Source organism: Pseudidiomarina terrestris (assembly GCF_030466375.1).
In the GTDB taxonomy this organism is placed as follows: Bacteria; Pseudomonadota; Gammaproteobacteria; order Enterobacterales; family Alteromonadaceae; genus Pseudidiomarina; species Pseudidiomarina terrestris.
Genome location: NZ_JAGGJE010000001.1, coordinates 1450208 through 1468975, shown reverse-complemented (window position 1 = coordinate 1468975; position 18768 = coordinate 1450208). Strand labels below are relative to the sequence as shown.

Sequence of the window (18768 nt, the reverse complement as noted above, 5' to 3'; positions counted from 1 at the left end):
TCATTGTCCGCAGACAAAAAAGCCAGGCATTGCGCCTGGCTTTTTTATGTCCGGGTGTTAATGATGAACCGATTAAATGACCAATGCACGGCCGCCATCGACTTTGACGAATTCACCCGTTACGAATGGATTATCGCGCAGGAAACGCACTGCCTGGATCATCGGATCGAGGCCACCTTCAATCTTTAATGGTGTCTCGGCAAGGACTTTGTCACGATGTTCGCTATCGTGTTCGGGCAGAAACAGAATCGGTCCCGGCTGAATGCCATTGACACGAACTTCAGGTGCGAGCTGTTTAGCAAAACTCTGGGTCAGGTTGGCGAGACCAGCTTTGGCAGCACAGTAGGCGATATAATCAGTGGAGGGACTATCGGTATAGATGTCGGTGATATTGATCACCACGCCATTACCAGTGCTGGCCAGCAAGTCACTAAGTGCGTGAATAAGCAAGTAGGGCGCCTGTACATGGACCTGGAAAACTGCCGCCAGGGCGCTGGGATCCCGGTTCACCTTTTCATTATTGAAAAAGCAGGAGGCATTGTTGACCAACAGGTCCAGACGGTCTGTGTGTGTTTTCACATTTTCGATCAGCAGCTCAACGGCGTTCTGCTGAGTTAAATCGGCCTGCAAGCCGATTGCGCCGAGTTGCTCGAGCTCCGCAACCCCATCCCTTGAAGAGTTGTAATGGGCCAGCACCAGATAGTTTTCCGCGAGCAGTGCTTTGGCAAGTTCGAAGCCAAAGCGGCGGCCAGCGCCAGTGATCAGGGCAACAGGTTTTTGCTTTGAGGTCGTGGTCATGCGGTATGCTCCAACTGTGCAGCAGCGGGTTTGAGGCTGGCGCACATGCCTTGCAGGTACTCCGGCACGTTTTCCCAGGCGGTATCCGCCTCTTGGTGACGAAGCTGTCCCAGAATATCAATGTCCATCGGGCGGTCCTTCTCACTGGAGCGCGGGTCAGAACGATCACGTCCTAAGCGCTCTTCAATTGCATTAAACTGCTCTTTAAGTTGCTCTGCGGTCAAGTCCGTTTCAATAATAAAAAGAGCATTGAGGAAGTCATGCTGAGTGTTGATATCAACGGGACGGGTGTAGTCAGCGTCTGAGAAAATGGTACGACCTAAGCAACGAATCATTGACTGGGCGGTGGAAAAATTTTCTTCAGGCGCGATATTCGCCCCCATACTGCATAAGTAAACGTGAACCATGACTTCTCACCTTTCTCGAATTAGATTAAGCATACCCTGATACGCAGGCACCCGAAAGACAGATCCCTCAAGTTGCAATGATTTTGTTAGCTTGCTAGCCTAGAAACAAAGAGCTACAGGAAGGAATCGTGCCGAACCGTTACGGGTTTATCAGTTACATCGCTCTGTTTTTACTCTTCACGCTGCTGGCGCGGCCCGTTGCTGCGCAAGACACAATGACTCAGTTTACCTTATCTGCCCCCGAACAAAGCCGTGAAGGCTATTTTGTGCTGGCGCTCGATCAGGCGCCGCTGCGGGGCATGGTGGTGCAGCAAAGCTCGCAGGCGGACTTCATTAAAATTGACGCGGAGTTCGTTTGGTTTGGTGACTTCGAGAAAATGACCCTGACCGGCTTCAGTGACGGCGACTTTTACTTCCGGCTAAAACCGGCTGAAAACGTACAAAGCAACGTGGTCGGTGTGACAGTGACCCATTATCCCAGCTGGCAGGCCTACACCCTGTTCTTTACCGGGCTGGGATTGTTCATTCTGTTGGTCATCACTATTATCACGCTTCACCTTCGCAGTCGCGACACTAAAGTAGCGGAGGTACAGGATGACTGAAACAAGTGGTTTCGCCCTTTCGAGCACGCTAGGGTTAACCTTGGTGGTGCTGTTCGGTTTGGCGTGGGTACTGTTCGGCTGGTACCTCGGGCGGGCCAACAAGACTCATGAAGACTTTGCGCTGGCAGGGCGTAACGTTGGCTTTGCGCTGGCATCAGCGACCGCCATGGCGACCTGGGTCACCAGCAATACGACGTTAGTTGCACCGCAACTGACCTATCAGTTTGGTGTCTGGGGCATGGTTGGCTATTCCTTTGCCGCCCTGGGACTTATTCTATTTGCCCCGCTGGCCGCCCGCATTAAGCGCTTAATGCCTAACGGTTACACCTCTGGTGACTTTGTGCGGCTGCGATACGGGCAGAGTGCCTGGTGGGCCTTTATTCTGATATCTGTGGTGTATGCCTTTGGCTGGCTTATCAGTCTGGGCATGGCCGGTGGTATTTTGCTGGAGGCATTAAGCGGCCTTGATTATCACATCGGCATGACTGCGATTTTAATCATTTGCGTCGGTTACACTCTGTTTGGCGGGCTGCGCGCCGTCATCGCCACGGATTTTATTCAGGCCTTAATTATTATTCTCGGTGTGGTACTTATCGCCTGGTTCCTGATTGATACCGTGAGTCTGGAAACCATCCATAGTGAAGTGCAGGACAACCACCCGCAGTTACTGGATTTATTGTTTCCTGCGGCAATCATGTTTTTATTCAATAATATATTTTTCGGTCTGGGTGAAATTTTCCACTCCAATGTCTGGTGGTCACGCGCCTTAGCCTTTAAAGGCTCGGTGGCCTTTAAAGCTTATTTACTTGGCGGGGTTTTGTGGTTACCGATCCCTATTGTAACTGGCTTTATCGCCCTGGCCGCGCCACAGCTGGGTATATTCCCGCCGAGCGCCGACATGGTAGGGCCTATGGTTGCCGCAGAAGTGCTTGGCAAAATTGGCGCTGTGGTGGTGTTCATCGTCGTATTTTCAGCATTGGCTTCGAGTCTGGATTCACTGTTGGCTGCGACCTCTGATCTGGTCACCCGCGATATCTACCATAAAAAATTAAAGCCCGATGCCGGCGATAAGCATCTGTTGCGGTTCAACCGCTACAGCATTCTTGGCCTGGGCATACTGACCTGGCTGTTTTGCTTACCAAAAATTGCCACCCTGGGAGCGCTTTTAAACTTCGCGGGTGCTTTTGTCGCCAGCACTATATTCCCAATTGTGCTGGGCCTCTACAACCGCCGTTTAAGTGGCGGGTACGCGGCATTAGCGATGACATTAGGTACGCTGGCAGGGCTGGCAGGTTATTTTGTTGTCGGTTTCTACGTCGCTGCGTTAGTGTCCTGTAGTGTTTCTGCCTTAATTTGTGGTTTAGGACTATTATTAAGTAAACATAAATTCGACTGGCAGCAGCTTAATGAGCAAGAGGAGCACTCGGCATGACCATGGGATTAACCGCATTCAGTACCCTGGTATTGGTCTGCTTAGTGCTGACCGCGTGCGCCCCTGTGATTTTAATTGGGCTTTGGCTAAAAGATTTCATTTCTAAACAAATATGGTAATTCATTATGAACGTAAATGACGTTTCGTTTGAGCGAGAACGTCCTGATGTCTATGGGGATGCGCATCCAAAAGCATTACTGAGGACGATTCAGGAAGATGGTGATTTTTTAGTTAAGCTTGCCAAACAGCATATTGTTTCAGGCGACCAGTTTGATCAGGACACAATGAAACAGTTGTTCCGGTTAGCGGCGAAAATTGAGAGTAACCCGAAGCGGTTCAGTTCGCCCTTGCAGAATAAAATTCTTATCAGTGCTTTCTACGAGCCGAGTACGCGCACCCGACTCTCTTTTGAGAGTGCCTGGCACCGCCTCGGAGGCGACATTATGTCCATCACCGATCGTTCCACGACCGGTATTGCTAAAGGCGAATGCCTTGCTGATGTGGCTGAAATGTTTAACAACTATGGCGATTGTGTGGTGTTGCGCGACAACAACGAAAGCTCGCTATTTGAAATGATGGATGCGCTACGCATTCCGATCATTAATGCGGGGAACGGAGTCGATGAACATCCGACTCAGGCATTGGCCGATATGTATGCGATTTTCAAATGGCGGCCAACGCTCATCGACCCGGAAGCCAATGATAAAATTAAAATCGGTGTCATCGGCGTACCCAATAAAATGCGCACCGTACGCAGCTTTTTGAAATGTCTTTCGGTGTTCCCTGAGGCGGTAGATGAACTGGTCATCATTCATGACGAAGCCAGTTCCGGTGATCTCTTTGGCGAGGGCCAACGGGAAGAGCTTGAGGAGCGGGGCATTTGTATCCGCACGGCCACCGAACTTGATGACGTGCTTCCGGAACTAGATATTGTCTATATCAACGCAATTTCATGGGAAGGCGATACCTTCAGCACTTATGGTGATGCCTTCCACTTAACTGAAAAGTCACCACTTAAAGAAGACGCAATTATTTTACATCCTTTGGCGCGCGGAGAAGAGTTGTCGACGGCTCTCGATCACACCTCGCACAATTGGTATTTCAGCCAGGCCCGAGGCGCGGTATTTCTGCGCATGGCTTTACTCACCTGTATGGTCGAACGCGCGGAACGCGTGATGGATGTGGTGTAACACTTACGAGGATTAAGCAAAATGTGTGGTATTGCAGGAATTTTCAATCAGAGCACCGGGCATAAACCCGACGCCCAGACACTCGTTAACATGGCCGCCATTATGCACCATCGCGGTCCTGATGGTTTTGGTTATCAGATTCTGGATGAGACGGGCGTAGGTTTTAGCCATGCCCGGCTGTCTATTATTGATTTAAACGAAGAGCGCGCGCGTCAGCCATTTATTTCTGCCGATGGCAATCTGATGCTCGCCCATAACGGTGAGTTCTACGATTTTAAAAGGATCCGCGGCGATTTGACGGCGCAGGGTGCGCGGTTTCGCACTAAAAGTGACTCGGAAATCGTCATGCACCTTTACCAGCGTGAAGGTCTTGAGGAAACACTGACGCATTTACGCGGAGAGTTCGCGTTCAGCATGTACGATCAGGAACAAGATTGTATGTACCTGGTGCGGGACCGTTTTGGCATTAAACCACTGTATTACACCCATACGGATGATGGCGTGGTCTTTGGTTCTGAGTTAAAGGTGCTGTTTGCCCATCCGTCAGTAAAACGGGAATTCTCTACCGAGGGTCTTTATCATCAGCTGATTCAGGTGATGGTGCCAGGGTCTACCGCGTTTGAGGGGATCTATCAGGTGCCGCCTGGTCACGTGGTAAAAGTACAGCGTAAGGATGGCAAGCTGGAGCTATCTGAGCATAAATATTGGGATGTTAACTTTCCACAGGAAAGTGAGTATCCGGGTGGCGATGTTGATGAGCAACCTTACATCGATGGTGTGCGTAAACATCTTCTGGAAGCCGTGCAGCATCGTTTAACTGCCGATGTACCAGTAGGCTGTTATTTGTCTGGCGGGATCGACTCCTGTGCCATTCTTGGTCTCTCTGCGGCATCAACACAAACTTCGGTGAAGGCCTTTACCATCGGGTTCGATTCAAGTGAATATGATGAAACCCCGATTGCTCAGGAGATGGCCGAGGCAACGGGCGCGGATCACCATATTATGCGGCTCAATGCCGATGATTTGTACGATCACTTTGTGAAAACCATCTGGCATACCGAGCGTACCATCTACAACACGCTGGGTGTTGCCAAATACCTGATGAGCCAGCAAGTCAATCAGGTCAATTATAAAGTGGTGTTGACGGGCGAAGGCTCTGACGAACTCTTTGCCGGTTATCCAGCGTTTCGTAAGGACATGTTCTTACATGGTCTGGATCACCTGCCCGATAGTGAGCGTAAAGCCTGGCAGGAGTTGCTGGAGAAGAACAACAAGCTGTTTAAAGGTGCGATGCTGGCCCGGGAGGAATATGTTAGTCCGGCCTTTAATACCAAGATGGGCTTTACCCCAAGCTGTGTGCAGCCCTGGTTGTCGGTTTCAAGTGTAGCGTTACCCCTGATAGCCAAGCATCGTCGCGCAGAAGTGGAAGAATATGATCCTGGTAAGGCCATTGCCGATACTCTTGATGAAGAGATGTTGAAAGGGCGTCATCCGTTGGATCGTGCCCAGTATGTATGGATAAAAACTATGCTGGAAGGTCAGATCCTGACCTGGGGTGGTGACCGGGTGGATATGGCCAACTCAATGGAAGCGCGGCCAGCGTTTCTTGATCATCATCTTGCCGAGTATGCGTTTACCGTGCCACCGCACCTGCGCATCAAAGGCAATAAAGAGAAGTATGTTTTACGTGAGGCGATGAAAGGGTTGCTGCCAGAAACACTGTATAAGCGAGAAAAGTTTGCGTTTATGGCACCACCAGCGCATACCGACCCCAAAAAATGGCGAGCGGTGGAGAAACTGGCGGAGCAGTTTTTAACCCAGGATGCGGTTGAAGAAGCCGGTCTGCTTGATTTTGAAGAGGTGCAGCGCACCTTCGAGAAACATGAGTCGGACGAAGTGAGTATTGATGAAAAAGTGCAGCTTGATGCGGTCATTAACCACATGCTGGGTGTACAAATTCTGCATCATCATTTTGTTAAGAGCGACGTACCAATGCTCGCCGCTCAACGTGCTCAGGAACTGGGTTGGCAGGCCTGATTTACTGACCTCCCGATCGAAGACACTGCAAATCGTGTTAGCGCACGATTTGCAGCAATAACTTGCCAATCTCAGTGTTATCCCGGTAACCGCGAAGTTTTTCCGCGTGCGGTCCCATTGCCATAATCGGTACATCGACGGCGGTGTGACCACTCGTTGTCCAACCGGTGCGGGTGACTTCACCAATGATAGCTGTCAGCGTTTTACCTACAAGTTTAGCCTGCTCGCCTGATGTTCCTGTTTCCAGTTCAAGTGCAGTTAATTGCTGCCAGTGAGCTTCGCTTAACGGTAGGTTAAGGCGCGGGGTTAAATACTCACGCCATTCACTTTGCGGACGGTCGAGAAGTTCGGGGACCATAACCTCCAGAGTCGCGCGGATGGCCATCACCCGCTCTGAATACCATTCGTACTCGCCGCCTTGTCCTAAGGTAAGGCCGCCGGTCGAGTGGTCAGCCGTAACTACGATTAAGGTATTTGGGTGGGCCTGCTGAAATTCTTTGACTACCTCCAGCGCTTGCGCAAAATCACCCATTTCGCCGATGACACAAGCGATGTCATTGGCATGTCCGCACCAATCGATTTTACTGCCTTCGATCATGAGTGAGAAAGGCTTGCCACTTTGCTCCTGAGCGTCACCAAGTAACCGTAACGCATTGCGAGTCAGTTGTGTCAGACGTGGCTGATCGTCCAGCGCATAGGGCAGTGCGATGGGCGCAAATAAGCCAAGCACCGGCAGTTGCTCGGTAGCTTCGAGCTGTTGGTAATCCTCGACGACGGTTAAGCCCTGCTCCCTGAGTTCAGGTAACCAGTTTTTGTCGTCGCGGTTAAAGTAACTCATGCCACCGCCAAGCAGCACATCAAAACTCCATTGTTCACCGTATTTGGTGCTGGCCAGTGAATCAGCAATGGCGTTGTACATTTTGCGGGAAGGGTGGTGAGTAAAAAATGATGCTGGCGTGGCATGTGTCACCTGTGAGGTTGACACTGCACCGGTATGCCAGCCAAGTTCCCGTGCCTTCTCCATGACCGTTTGTTGCGGGTGCTTATCGGCATCGACACCGATAGCGCCATTATAGCTTTTTACCCCGGTCGATAGTGCCGTAGCGCTCGCTGCCGAATCCGTGACCCAGGTGCTGTCATCCGGATAGGTGGTTGCAGCACCGATGAGCATCTCATCGAACGGCGTGCTTGCCAGGGGGTGACCGCGCTCGCTCATAGCATAGCGGTAGGCAGAAATATATTCAAAGCCCATCCCATCACCAATAAGAAAGATAATATTAGGTGGCGAGCTCTCAGCTTGTGCCGCGCTTGTGGTCGTGGTTTCCGGGGCGCCTTGCGTGCAAGCGCTCAATAACATGCCTATGCTGGCCATCAAAACGGTTTTGCGAAACACGGTATGAACTCTCCTACTTAAATTAGCAATTGCGATACCAAGCGTGAATATTATCACAGAGCAAGTGACAGCGGCATGACAAAAGGCAGATGCAAATTGTTTTGCGGTGAGCTCTTGAAAAGTTAAGGGCTGCCCCTATTTAAGAGATATCGGAGATGTCTCAGAGAGAGTCCCGATAACACTAAACATTGCTTCCAAAGGAGAATGATTATGGCAACAATTGATTTGTCACCACTTTACCGTAGTAGTATTGGTTTTGATCGTATGGCGCGTTTATTAGATTCCGCAATGCGCGCGGAAGGCAACGGCGCCGGCGGCTATCCTCCATACAATATTGAAGTTATCGGCGAAAACCGTTACGCCATTACCGTGGCGGTAGCAGGGTTCAGCGATAATGAGCTTAGTATTGAGGTCGAAAATGGCATCCTCAAGATCCAGGGCCGCAAAGAAGAGCAAGGTGAAGAACCTCAGTACCTGCATAAAGGGATTGGCTTCCGCACCTTTGAGCGCAAATTCAACCTGGCGGACCACGTTGAAGTGAAAGGCGCCAAAATGGAAAATGGTTTGCTGACCATTGGTCTGGAGAAGATTATTCCAGAGGCCATGAAGCCGAGGAAAATTGAAATCGGCACGTCGCTGAACTTATTAGAAGACTCAGCAAAGTAAGCCAGTACAGATGAGCAAAAGGGCAGCCCGAGGGCTGCCCTTTTTTGTGCGTTAATGCGATGTGGGGGAGATTAATCGCTTTCGCATTGCTGCTCGACTTCGCGCCATACCACAGGCTCCCAATATTCTTCACGAACGCTACTCAGGCGTTTTTCGCGAATGAAACGCGCCGCGATGTAGTAGGTGGTATCCGGTTCGACATTAAGTTCCAGCTGCTTGGGCTGATTGATACTGCGCGAGCGGCGCACCCAGGGGTCACTAATTAACTCATGCACTTCAATGCTGTGCTTGCCCGGTGATAATTTAAAGATAGGCTTGCGGGTCAGCACATTGTCACCATCGATACTGACAAAGTAGGCCGGGTATAAATCGCGGGCTTCAGGTGGAGTGACAAATACACTGACCCGACCGCAGTTGGCCTCATTGGCTTTATCCACGACCGTTTGCTCAACATCAACCTCTAATCGCCAGCCAGGAATAACGGTGGCTTTCACTCGTCCCGACAACGTTTCGGTCTGACCCTGACGTTGCACAGTGACTGCAAATGAATTGCCATGGTCTAAGGTTTCCAGGTAGCTCACAATGTCCTGTAACGACTGTTCTGCAAGTTGCTGACCGTCGACACTCAGAATACGATCGCCAACCTCAATCCCCATCTCCTGAGCGACCGAGTCATCGCGTACGGACATGACCCGACCTGACGGGTTGAGTACTGCGCCCCAATCGAAGTAACTGCGGGTAGGTTCCTCCAGCGTCACTGACGTTGCTTTACCATCTGCTTTTGCCGCAGCAACCGCCGCTGCGCGGGCATGTTCGCGGGCATCTTGCTCTTGCGCTGAGCTGGTTGCGATACTGACCAATGCGAGCAGGGAAACTGCACTTAATTTAAAAAACTGCCGATTCATCATTATTAAATCTCCTGCGTCGTGAGCTGCTCGCGTCGTTGCCATAAGGCGTTAATTTTTGCTTCATCTGCGCCCTGAATGTAGGCCTGCTGCAACTGCCGATCGATGGCGTCCAGACTGTAGTTACTGGCAAGTAACATCGGTGTATCGGACACTGGCACCGGCAACAGTTGCTGGGGCTGTACCACCCAGAACCAGGCAACTGCAGCTGCAGCAGCCAGAGGCGTCAGCCAAAGCGGCCAGCGACGTGGGCGGGGAGTCGTGCCGGACCGAGCCGTCTGGCGGGCACTAAGCTCTTGCCAGGTGACGGGACGAGCGGGTTCTGCGTAATGCTCAAGGCGTTGTTGCAGGGCTCGTTCAGCAGCGGTCAGTTCAGGCGCTTGCTTGTCAGCTTTCATTGTTGACTCCTCTCACGTAATTTCTTTAAAGCGCGATGATAACGTTGACGAATAGTGGCAGCGTTTACCGCGAACAATTCAGCCAGCTCATCATGGCTATAGCCTTCAACTAAATACAACCAGACCAGCTGGTGTTCATGTTCATCCAGAGCCGCAAGCAGATGCTCAATGCTGTCGAGTTGTTGTAGCCAGTCACTTTGACTGTGCCAGTCCTGAGCATCAAGGCTGTCTTGGTCATGTTCTGCAACGGACAGATGTTGCGGCTTGCGAAAATGTGACAGTGCTGTGTTCACTGTTAATTGCTTCAGCCAGCCTCCCAGAGCACTGGTATCGCGTAGTTGCGACAGTTTAGCGAAGGTTTGGATGAACACATCCTGAGTGAGATCACGGGCTAGCTCTGAATCCCGGCACATGCCGGTCAGTAAGCGCTGCACAGCACTTTGATAGGTTTCAAAGATCACCCGCTGACAATCACGCCGGCCGCGTTGCGCGCCTTTGATCGTGCCTGTTGGGATTGCTTGAGCGAAACCTGTATTAGCCATGTGCGTCCTGTTGCAACTTATCTGCCTTATAAGATGCAACAGGTACCATGGATGTGACAAGTCCGCTGATTAAAATTGAATATCGGCAACAATGGGGTCGTGATCCGATGAGCGGTAAGGCGTTGGTGCATACCAGTCAGGATTTTGGGAATAGCCTTGGTAACTAAGCGCGGGCGGCTCATCGGCATTAATCAGCCAATGGTGTTGCTGCAAGACACGACCATGCAGCGCGGCTGAAACTAACAAATGGTCGAGGCTACCGGCCTGGGCATCGTAAACATAAGAATAACCCAATGGTTCGAAGTGTTCGGCGCGGTTATGAAAACCGGCCTGACTCATCAGGGTCATCGGATCTTCTTTTGCATAGGCATTAAAATCGCCGAGTAAAATCTGCGCCGGGGTACTGGCCAGGATCGGTTGGCTTTGCATGAACTCGACCAATAACTCGGCGGACTGCACCCGGGCTGCATTCCAGCAGGCCTGCCCATCGTGTTGATTGGCATTGGGATCAGTTTCATCGCGCGGGCAGGAACCTTTCGATTTGAAGTGATTGACGGCAACCACGAAAGCTTCCTCAGTACCTTTGGGCTGCATGCGCTGGATCAGCGGGTAACGACTGCGGTTACTGAACGGGCCCTCGGTAATCGTCATGGTCTCGCCCAGCAGATCGACACGGTCAGTTCTGTAGATCAGCCCGTTGGTAATGGAAGCGCCACCAAACTGACCATCTGCCGCGCGAACGAACTGCCAGGGCGCGCCGGTGGCAGCGGCAAGCTGCCGGGTAAGTCTGACGATGGCGCTGTGTGACGCATAACCATCATTTTCAATTTCCATTAATCCCACCACATCGGCATCAAGCGCAGCCAGCGCGGCAATGATTTTGGCTTCCTGTCGCGCAAAGTCTGCGGCGGTGGCGGCCCCGCGCTCGGTGGGGAACTCGTGTGTGGCGCCGTCGCCGTTGAAGTAATTTAAAACGTTAAAGGTTGCGATACGCAACACACTGCGGTCGTCATTACGTGGCGGCGCCGCAGGACGGGGATTGCTGGCCACGAAGTTAAGCTCCGTCGTGGGCTGAATTCGGTAGCTACCATTAAACTCACTGAGAATGCCGGTGATATTGCTGACCGTATCGCCGCTGCGCAAGGTGTTGCTGGCGTTAAGTTGCGGGCTTGGGTAAGGAATCTCGGTGGCAGCTGGCGCCTGATTATCGTCAATCACTAAGCGCTTTAATTCATTTGCCTGAGCGTATGCCCGCGCGGCCGGACCCGGCTCGACCCTTTGTGTCGGTGTGTAGAGTCGCTCAGAGGCCACATCAAAACTGCCGTGGCGACCTAACAAATAGGTGCCATTGACCACCAGTGCCTGTGGCAGACTGACGAAACGGCCTTCGAGTTGTTCCAGTTCAGCTTTGGTCGTCACTGGCAGACGTAACGCATAAGGTTGCGGTAACTCAGCCTTGCCACAGAGCTGCAGCTGACTGACCTCATCCAGCTGCGTTAGTTGTTGATGTTCCCGCACGATTCCTGTTACTGCGACGCGGTCGCCGATTTCCACCCGCGGCGTCTCAGTTTGCACGAACAGCGCTGCGGCTTGTCCGTCAGCGTGCTGCTCGATAAAGAAGCCACCCAGCTGTCCGGACTGTTGCCAGCTCGCGGTGACGATACCGGTGACGACCACCTGCTGATCGGCCAGAGGAGAAACAGGGCCAGAGCCTTGCACCGTGGCCAGACTGGTGCTGGCCTCGCACTGCGGTGCGTTGGCGGTGCCAGTGGGACTGGCCGGTGGTGGTGCAGAACAGGCGGTTAAACCTAGTGCAAAAAATACGGCCAAGGGCCAGAGTCGGTTAGTCATTTTGGCTAAAGTGGTGTTTTGCATAGGTTCCTACTTCTAAAACGTCGGCAGCATCAAGGCGTTCGGCATCCATCATTGCAGCAATGCGCTGCATGGCGGCGAGCAGCTGGGATTGTTCCCAATCCGCCAGGCCCTGAAATTTATTGATAAAGTCTTCTTGTAGCGGGCGCGGTGCGGCTTTAAGACGCTCGGCCCCTTGCCTGGTCAGTGATAACACCACGCGGCGTCGATCCTGAGTACTGCGCTCACGGTGAATCAACTCACGGTGCTCAAGACGGTCGATAACGTTACTGACGGTAGCGGGGCTGAGGGTTATATTTTGCGCCACCGCACTGGCGGTAATGCCTGCCGGAGCAGCAGCAACCTCACGTAAGATCAGTAACTGCGGAGCGGTCAAGCCAGTCAGTTTATGGAGTTGTTTGGAATAAAGATCGGTCGCGCGAATCACCTTACGCAAGGCAAGCAGCAACTCGTCATATTTTTCCATGTTAGCGTTCCTTCTAGCCTTAATCTTTTCCCTGCTTTTAACCCTGACCTGTCAGCAACTCAATAGCGACGTGCGGACAGGTCGGTGCGCCGAATTTGCACCACAAGTCCGAGTTTAGGATGGTCAAAATAGTGCGTTTCGTGGCTAATGACCCGGCGTAACTGGTCCAGCTTAAAGCTACGCAAAAACTGACTGGTGCCTTCGTTCTGCACCATCTGTTCAGCCTGCTCATCAAGTGCAGCGGGTTGCCAGCGGACCAGGTGCGGTTCCCGCAGCTCCAGATCGCTGTCGATGTGCAGGTAATTACCCACCAGATAAACATGCACAGTGCCGTCGAGTTCCCACACGGGTTCGGGTTGCTCCGGGCGCTCAACGCGTTGCTTTGGAAGCGGCTGATCTGCGGCACGGGCAGTGAACTGTAAGCCGCCTTCCTGTTGCAGTTGCAGCAGTTGTTGCAAGCGTTCTGTTAAGCTTTGCTGCGTGCTTTCCTGCGCTGCTTCAGCTTGGGTAAACTCATCTTGTTCAGGCGCATAGGGGTAACCACTTGGTGCAAAAGTCGCACCATAGTTTTTGCCGCCAAATAGTCTTACCCGATAGTCCTGTTGCAGGCTGAAAACAGGCTGATACCAGCTCATATGTAAGAGTGGCTCGCCCACGCCGCGGCGAATAATTTGTTGCCGCATTTCGTTGAGTTCAAACTGCTGTGCTGGTGCAAGATAAGGACCGGTCGCCTGTTGTACCGGTCCGCCGGAACCATCAATCACTTGTGCCGGAAGCTGCGCGAGTTGGGCTAGAGCTTGCTGCGGCGCAGGCCAGTTCATCGGCAGCCAGGGGTTCGCTTCCCAGGGTCTGCGGCACCAGATCGAGTCTTGCGACAGCGTGGGAATGACGGTGGGCAGGTTACAGGCCGGTAAATCCATTAATGCAGCACGAATATCTGGCGCGAAATAGCGTGGCAACGGGTCAAACTGACTTGCTGCGGGAGTGGCAGGTCCGGTCCAGGCAAAAGACTCTGCGACGTCTTCACTGCCGCTATGTTTAAACACCAGAACTTCAATCTCAAACCAGCGCCATGTATCCCGCTCAGCCTGCGCAATAGCAGTCTGTCCGCCGAGTACGGCTGCGAGCAGCACGACACTTTTGCTTAACCGAATGAGGCGCTGCCGGAGCGTTGCTGTTGGCATTTCCATATCCTTACCGCTGCATGTGTTCTGCAAAATCTGTTAACAGCGACTCTACCAGTTTAAGCCGCGCTTGAGTATCTTCTATTTTACCAAGAATACGTAAACGTGCAGGCCCTTCGAGCTTGTAATCCTGCGGCGCAGTCTGGATCAACTCAATCAGGTAGTCAGGGCTGACTTTGGTCTCGGCGCCAAATTCGATGCTGATGCCGAGCGGTCCGCCATCAATTTTTCGAATGCCAAGTTTACCGGCATAATTACGCAATTCAGTAATGCGGATTAAATTTTTGGCGGCATCAGGCAACAACCCGAAGCGGTCGATCATCTCCACCTGTAAAGCACGTAAGTCGTCGGCAGATTCCGCGCTGGCGATGCGTTTGTACATACTCAAACGCAGCGTAACATCGGCAATATAATGCTCGGGAAGTAACGCGGGAACGCGCAAATCGACTTCGCTTTGTGCCTGCAGCAGGGTATCCAGAGCGGGTTCCTTGCCATCGCGTAGTGCTTGAACCGCTTGTTCCAGCATTTCCATGTACAGGGTGAAACCAATGGATTCGATTTGACCGCTTTGATCATCACCCAGGAGCTCACCGGCGCCACGGATTTCAAGGTCATGGGTGGCCAGCATGAAGCCGGCGCCCAGATCTTCAAGTTGCGAAATGGCTTCGAGACGCTTTAAGGCGTCTTTGGTCATGCGCTTCGGATGTGGCGTCAGCAAATAAGCATAGGCCTGATGGTGAGATCGACCGACCCGGCCACGCAACTGGTGCATTTGTGCCAGGCCCAGATGATCAGCGCGATCCATGATAATGGTATTTGCTGTGGGAACATCGATGCCGGTCTCAATGATCGTCGTGCAGACCAGCACGTTATAGCGCTGATGGTAAAAGTCAGACATGATGCGTTCGAGCTCGCGCTCGCGCATTTGCCCATGGGCGATAGTCACCCGCGCTTCGGGAACCAGTTCAACCAGGTCACGCGCGGTCTTCTCTATCGTATCGACATTATTGTGCAAAAAGTACACCTGGCCGCCACGGAGAATTTCGCGCAATACCGCCTCACGGATGGTCGGAGCGTCGTATTCGCGCACAAAGGTTTTCACCGCGAGGCGTTTCGCCGGTGGCGTGGCGATGATGGACAGATCACGGACGCCGTTCATGGCCATATTCAAGGTACGCGGAATTGGTGTCGCGGTCAGTGTCAGGATATCCACGTCAGCGCGTAAGCGTTTGATCGCTTCTTTTTGGCGGACGCCGAAGCGATGCTCTTCGTCGACAATAAGCAAACCAAGATCGCGGAATTTAATACTCCCCTGCAGAAGCTTGTGGGTACCGATAACGATATCTACTTTGCCGGCCTCAGTGTCGGCAAGGATTTGCTGGGTCTGCTTGGCTGTTTTAAAACGCGACAGTACTTCAATCCTGACCGGCCAGTCCGCAAATCTGTCTTTAAAGTTCTCAAAGTGCTGCTGCGCCAGCAGCGTGGTCGGTACCAGAACCGCGACCTGCTTGCCATCATTAACGGCGACAAAAGCCGCCCGCATGGCCACTTCAGTCTTACCAAAACCGACGTCGCCACAGACCAGCCGATCCATTGCCCGGTCAGACTGCATATCCGTGAGCACCGCCGCGATTGCTTGTTGCTGGTCGTCGGTTTCTTCAAACGGGAAACTGGTCGCGAAACGCTGGTAGTCAGTTTGCTCCATGCGGTAGTGATAGCCTGGTTTCGCTTCGCGACGGGCATAAACATCCAGCAGTTCCGCGGCGACATCGCGGATCTTTTCGGCGGCTTTGCGTTTGGCTTTTTCCCAGGTGTCATTGCCGAGCTTGTGCAGCGGTGCGCTGGCTTCTTCACCGCCACTGTAGCGCGAGAGCACATGCAAAGATGCAACGGGAACGTAAAGTTTACTGTTGCTGGCGTATTCGATGGTGACAAATTCGGTGGTCATGCCACCGGTTTCAATGGTCTGCAGCCCCTGATAACGGCCCACGCCATGATCGATATGAACCAGCGGCTGACCGACGCGCAGCTCCGCCAGATTGCGCACCATTTGTTCACTGGTCACTGTCGCTTTTTGATCACGACGGCGCCGCTGAGCGATACGATTACCGAGCAATTCTGTTTCGGTAATCACTGCCACTTTGGCGTCGTCAAGCACGAACGAATGAACTAACGGGCCAACCGTAATAGCGGTGATGGCATCATGCGCATGGATGTCCGACAAGTGCGCAAGTTCGTTCAATTCAAGCTGCAATGGTGCCAGTAATTCCCGCAAAGATTCGCGGCGGCCTGCGGTTTCCGCTACAAACACTACTTTGAAATCGGCTTGATGCAATTCGGCTAATTTTTTACGTAGCGCCTGCAGCGGATCCTTCAGCTGGTGATTTAACGCCACTTCACCGATGGTGGTGGTCGCGAAGTCCTGCCGGCCGGGCTGCGGTTTATCATCGGGCACAAAAGCGCGGATCCGCGGCAATTGTTTAAAGCGTTGATGCACCTGATCGACCGGCATGAACAATTGCTGCGGCGGAATTAACGGCCGCAGACGGTCGTAGCGGCGCTGTTCGTAGCGCTGATTGATATCGTGCCAGAGGTGATCAAGGCTTCCTTGTAGATCGCCAAAGGTGACCAACAGCGTATCGTCAGGTAAATAGTCAAAGAGTGTCGCTGTGCTATCGAAAAATAGCGGCAGGTAATACTCTACGCCACCGGGGAACTGGTTTTGCGACACTTGGTAGTAGATGGAATCGCGTTCGTTGGAGGCGTCGAATAACTCCCGGTAACGCGCCCGAAAGCCTTCAATCGCTGTGGGCGTGGTCGGAAACTCATGGGCGGGCAACAAATCGATGGCTTCAACCTCGCCAGCGGATAACTGAGAGTCGGGGTCGAAGGTGCGAATTGAATCAATTTCGTCATCAAAAAAATCGATCCGATAAGGAGCAACGCTGCCCATCGGGAACAGATCGAGTAACGAGCCGCGAGCACAAAATTCGCCATGTTCCATTACCTGATTCACATGCCGGTAACCGGCCCGTTCCAGACGCTGACGCAAGCGATGCCCATCCAGCTGTTGCCCTTTAGCCACTTGTAGCGCTTGGCCACTGACATAATCGGTTGGAGCAATCCGGTGCAACAGGGTGTTTAGGGATACGATTAAAGCCCCGTCATGCATTTCAGGTAGTTTCGCTAACACACTTAAGCGTTCGGAAATAATATCCTGATGCGGCGAAAAACTATCGTAGGGCAGGGTTTCCCAGTCCGGGAAGACCAGTACCTGATCGCCTTTCTTACTGAGATAGCTTATTTCATGTTCCAGCCGATGGGCCTGTGGAGCATCTGGTGTGACGATAAGGATCGGTTTGTCATGCTGGTCGATCAATTGCGCCAAAGCGTAGGCAATACTGCTGCCTGCCAAGCCTTGCCAGGTGATGTCAGTAAGCGCCGAAGGTGGTCTTGGTGGGGTTAGGATCGATGCCTTGCTCATGGGTCCTGCTTCGTTAACTTCTCAAGTAGCTGAAAGTATACCTGAAACTCTCACTTGGATCAGTGCGCAGATTTCATTATGCTTGCAGCGCAACCCTGCACTCAGGCAGGGCCGACTGACAGCAGAGACGCATCGCACTATTATGTTTCAACCCTTATCGCTTTTTTTAGGATTGCGCTACACCCGCGCGCGCCACGGCCAGGGCTTTACTCGCTTTATTCAGCGAGTCTCTCTGGTGGGCTTGATTTTAGGTGTGGCGGCATTGATTCTGGTGGGGTCGGTGATGAACGGCTTTGAAGCCGAATTAAAAAATCGAATTTTAAGTGTGGTGCCGCAACTGGAAGTCACTAACGAGGATAGTCAGCAGGACACGCTTGCGGACTGGCAAGAACTGATTGAAGGTCTGCCAGAGTTCGCCGGACAGCGGGCGGTGGTGCCGGAAGTGACCACCGCTGGTTTAGTGCAGGGCAAGCAACAGCTGCATGCCGTGTCCGTTCAAGGTGTGTTTCCACAACATGCAGACAGCACGATTCAACTGCAGCCTTTGCGGGAACATTTGAGTGCCGGGCAGCTCGACCTTAGTGAAGGCAGTTACCATGTCATACTTGGCTACAGTCTGGCACAACAGTTGAACGTCTGGCCCGGTGAGCAGGTGCGTCTGGTCGCTGCCGGTGGCGGCATCTATACGCCCCTCGGCTTAGTACCGGCGCAGCGACTGGTTACGGTGGCAGGTGTGGTACGCATGCAGTCCGAAGCGGATCAGCACCTGGTGGTGATGAATGGCGCAGATCTCGCACGATTATTGCGGATGGCAAAGGATCGGGTAACTGGGGTACGCTATTATTTTGCTGACCCGTTTCAGGCACTTCCTGCAGCTGAGCAGCTGCAGCGGCAGGTTGCAGCACCCTTGCAGGTGAAAAGCTGGCGCGAAAATTACGGCCATTTGTTTGACGCGGTGAGCATGGAAAAACGCATGATTAACCTTATGCTAGGGCTCATCATCGCGGTGGCAGCTTTTAATATTGTTTCGTCGTTAATGATGGTGGTGCAGGATAAGCGCAGTGACATCGCAATTCTTAATACCATGGGCTTAGCACCACATAAACTGCGACGCATGATCATCATGCAGGGATTAACTACAGGTGTTATCGGCAGCTCACTGGGACTGGCATCAGGGTTACTTATCAGCGCCTATGTCAATGAGATTTTACGGGCGTTTGGGGTCGATCTGAGTTTTGCCGGGCCGGCCGGTTTGCCGGTGGTGATTGACGCCTGGCAAGTGAGCGCCACCGTCATCGCGGCATTAGCACTCACTTTTTTAGCGACCTTGTTCCCGGCGTGGCAAGCCAGCCGCGTTCTGCCAGCCCACGCACTTCGATATGAGTAAGGACC

Annotated in this window: 16 protein-coding genes; 6 read left to right on the top strand and 10 right to left on the bottom strand. The window is 52.6% G+C overall.

The window, feature by feature from the left end:
• Nucleotides 1-72: 72 nt before the first annotated feature.
• Together J6J28_RS07055 and J6J28_RS07050 are read right to left on the bottom strand one after the other, a co-directional pair.
• Nucleotides 73-798 carry an SDR family NAD(P)-dependent oxidoreductase gene (locus tag J6J28_RS07055; protein ID WP_301720663.1) on the bottom strand — a complete coding sequence of 242 codons (726 nt, stop codon included), beginning with the start codon at nt 796-798 and terminating at the stop codon, nt 73-75.
• Nucleotides 795-1205, bottom strand: coding sequence for a 2-amino-4-hydroxy-6-hydroxymethyldihydropteridine diphosphokinase (locus J6J28_RS07050; RefSeq protein WP_301720662.1), 411 nt, complete (start codon nt 1203-1205; stop codon nt 795-797). The genes J6J28_RS07055 and J6J28_RS07050 overlap by 4 nt, the downstream gene beginning before the upstream one ends.
• 128 nt (nt 1206-1333) lie before the next feature.
• On the opposite strand from J6J28_RS07050, the gene J6J28_RS07045 reads away from it, so the two are divergent.
• From J6J28_RS07045 to asnB, 4 genes are all read left to right on the top strand, one after another.
• Nucleotides 1334-1807, top strand: coding sequence for a hypothetical protein (locus tag J6J28_RS07045; protein ID WP_301720661.1), 474 nt, complete (start codon nt 1334-1336; stop codon nt 1805-1807).
• Nucleotides 1800-3239 carry a sodium:solute symporter family protein gene (locus J6J28_RS07040; protein WP_301720660.1) on the top strand — a complete coding sequence of 480 codons (1440 nt, stop codon included), beginning with the start codon at nt 1800-1802 and terminating at the stop codon, nt 3237-3239. The genes J6J28_RS07045 and J6J28_RS07040 overlap by 8 nt, the downstream gene beginning before the upstream one ends.
• Before the next feature lie 125 nt (nt 3240-3364).
• Complete coding sequence (locus J6J28_RS07035; protein WP_301720658.1) at nt 3365-4429, top strand: aspartate/ornithine carbamoyltransferase family protein; 1065 nt, start codon at nt 3365-3367, stop codon at nt 4427-4429.
• Between the two features lie 21 nt (nt 4430-4450).
• Entirely contained in the window at nt 4451-6466 is a 2016-nt protein-coding gene (gene asnB, locus J6J28_RS07030) for an asparagine synthase (glutamine-hydrolyzing) (RefSeq protein WP_301720657.1), read from the top strand.
• Nucleotides 6467-6503: 37 nt separating this feature from the next.
• Here asnB and J6J28_RS07025 read toward each other — a convergent pair whose 3' ends face one another.
• Nucleotides 6504-7859 (bottom strand): alkaline phosphatase, encoded by a 1356-nt coding sequence (locus tag J6J28_RS07025; RefSeq protein WP_301720655.1) that lies wholly within the window; start codon nt 7857-7859, stop codon nt 6504-6506.
• Between the two features lie 210 nt (nt 7860-8069).
• Between J6J28_RS07025 and J6J28_RS07020 the strand changes: the two genes are divergently transcribed.
• Nucleotides 8070-8525 carry an Hsp20 family protein gene (locus tag J6J28_RS07020; RefSeq protein WP_301720654.1) on the top strand — a complete coding sequence of 152 codons (456 nt, stop codon included), beginning with the start codon at nt 8070-8072 and terminating at the stop codon, nt 8523-8525.
• A gap of 71 nt (nt 8526-8596) precedes the next feature.
• Here J6J28_RS07020 and J6J28_RS07015 read toward each other — a convergent pair whose 3' ends face one another.
• The 7 genes from J6J28_RS07015 to mfd form a co-directional block, all read right to left on the bottom strand.
• Complete coding sequence (locus J6J28_RS07015) at nt 8597-9433, bottom strand: PDZ domain-containing protein (RefSeq protein ID WP_301720653.1); 837 nt, start codon at nt 9431-9433, stop codon at nt 8597-8599.
• 2 nt (nt 9434-9435) lie between these two features.
• A complete protein-coding gene (locus J6J28_RS07010) occupies nt 9436-9828 on the bottom strand; it encodes a hypothetical protein (RefSeq protein ID WP_301720652.1) in 393 nt (130 codons plus the stop codon).
• Nucleotides 9825-10370 (bottom strand): RNA polymerase sigma factor, encoded by a 546-nt coding sequence (locus J6J28_RS07005; RefSeq protein ID WP_301720651.1) that lies wholly within the window; start codon nt 10368-10370, stop codon nt 9825-9827. Before J6J28_RS07005 ends, J6J28_RS07010 begins: the two co-directional genes overlap by 4 nt.
• Nucleotides 10371-10439: 69 nt before the next feature.
• A complete protein-coding gene (locus J6J28_RS07000; protein ID WP_301720650.1) occupies nt 10440-12245 on the bottom strand; it encodes an ExeM/NucH family extracellular endonuclease in 1806 nt (601 codons plus the stop codon).
• Nucleotides 12214-12708 (bottom strand): MarR family winged helix-turn-helix transcriptional regulator, encoded by a 495-nt coding sequence (locus J6J28_RS06995; protein ID WP_301720649.1) that lies wholly within the window; start codon nt 12706-12708, stop codon nt 12214-12216. Before J6J28_RS06995 ends, J6J28_RS07000 begins: the two co-directional genes overlap by 32 nt.
• Nucleotides 12709-12767: 59 nt before the next feature.
• Complete coding sequence (locus J6J28_RS06990; RefSeq protein WP_301720647.1) at nt 12768-13892, bottom strand: CsiV family protein; 1125 nt, start codon at nt 13890-13892, stop codon at nt 12768-12770.
• 10 nt (nt 13893-13902) lie between these two features.
• Nucleotides 13903-17376, bottom strand: coding sequence for a transcription-repair coupling factor (gene mfd, locus J6J28_RS06985; RefSeq protein WP_301720646.1), 3474 nt, complete (start codon nt 17374-17376; stop codon nt 13903-13905).
• Nucleotides 17377-17518: 142 nt separating this feature from the next.
• Between mfd and J6J28_RS06980 the strand changes: the two genes are divergently transcribed.
• A complete protein-coding gene (locus J6J28_RS06980) occupies nt 17519-18763 on the top strand; it encodes a lipoprotein-releasing ABC transporter permease subunit (protein ID WP_301720645.1) in 1245 nt (414 codons plus the stop codon).
• Nucleotides 18764-18768: the final 5 nt, after the last annotated feature.

Coding starts and splice junctions, on each gene's coding strand:
- J6J28_RS07055 (WP_301720663.1), bottom strand. CDS start 798: ATGACCACGACCTCAAAGCAAAAACCTGTTGCCCTGATCACTGGCGCT.
- J6J28_RS07050 (WP_301720662.1), bottom strand. CDS start 1,205: ATGGTTCACGTTTACTTATGCAGTATGGGGGCGAATATCGCGCCTGAA.
- J6J28_RS07040 (WP_301720660.1), top strand. CDS start 1,800: ATGACTGAAACAAGTGGTTTCGCCCTTTCGAGCACGCTAGGGTTAACC.
- J6J28_RS07035 (WP_301720658.1), top strand. CDS start 3,365: ATGAACGTAAATGACGTTTCGTTTGAGCGAGAACGTCCTGATGTCTAT.
- asnB (WP_301720657.1), top strand. CDS start 4,451: ATGTGTGGTATTGCAGGAATTTTCAATCAGAGCACCGGGCATAAACCC.
- J6J28_RS07020 (WP_301720654.1), top strand. CDS start 8,070: ATGGCAACAATTGATTTGTCACCACTTTACCGTAGTAGTATTGGTTTT.
- J6J28_RS07015 (WP_301720653.1), bottom strand. CDS start 9,433: ATGATGAATCGGCAGTTTTTTAAATTAAGTGCAGTTTCCCTGCTCGCA.
- J6J28_RS07010 (WP_301720652.1), bottom strand. CDS start 9,828: ATGAAAGCTGACAAGCAAGCGCCTGAACTGACCGCTGCTGAACGAGCC.
- J6J28_RS07005 (WP_301720651.1), bottom strand. CDS start 10,370: ATGGCTAATACAGGTTTCGCTCAAGCAATCCCAACAGGCACGATCAAA.
- J6J28_RS07000 (WP_301720650.1), bottom strand. CDS start 12,245: ATGCAAAACACCACTTTAGCCAAAATGACTAACCGACTCTGGCCCTTG.
- J6J28_RS06995 (WP_301720649.1), bottom strand. CDS start 12,708: ATGGAAAAATATGACGAGTTGCTGCTTGCCTTGCGTAAGGTGATTCGC.
- J6J28_RS06990 (WP_301720647.1), bottom strand. CDS start 13,892: ATGCCAACAGCAACGCTCCGGCAGCGCCTCATTCGGTTAAGCAAAAGT.
- mfd (WP_301720646.1), bottom strand. CDS start 17,376: ATGAGCAAGGCATCGATCCTAACCCCACCAAGACCACCTTCGGCGCTT.
- J6J28_RS06980 (WP_301720645.1), top strand. CDS start 17,519: ATGTTTCAACCCTTATCGCTTTTTTTAGGATTGCGCTACACCCGCGCG.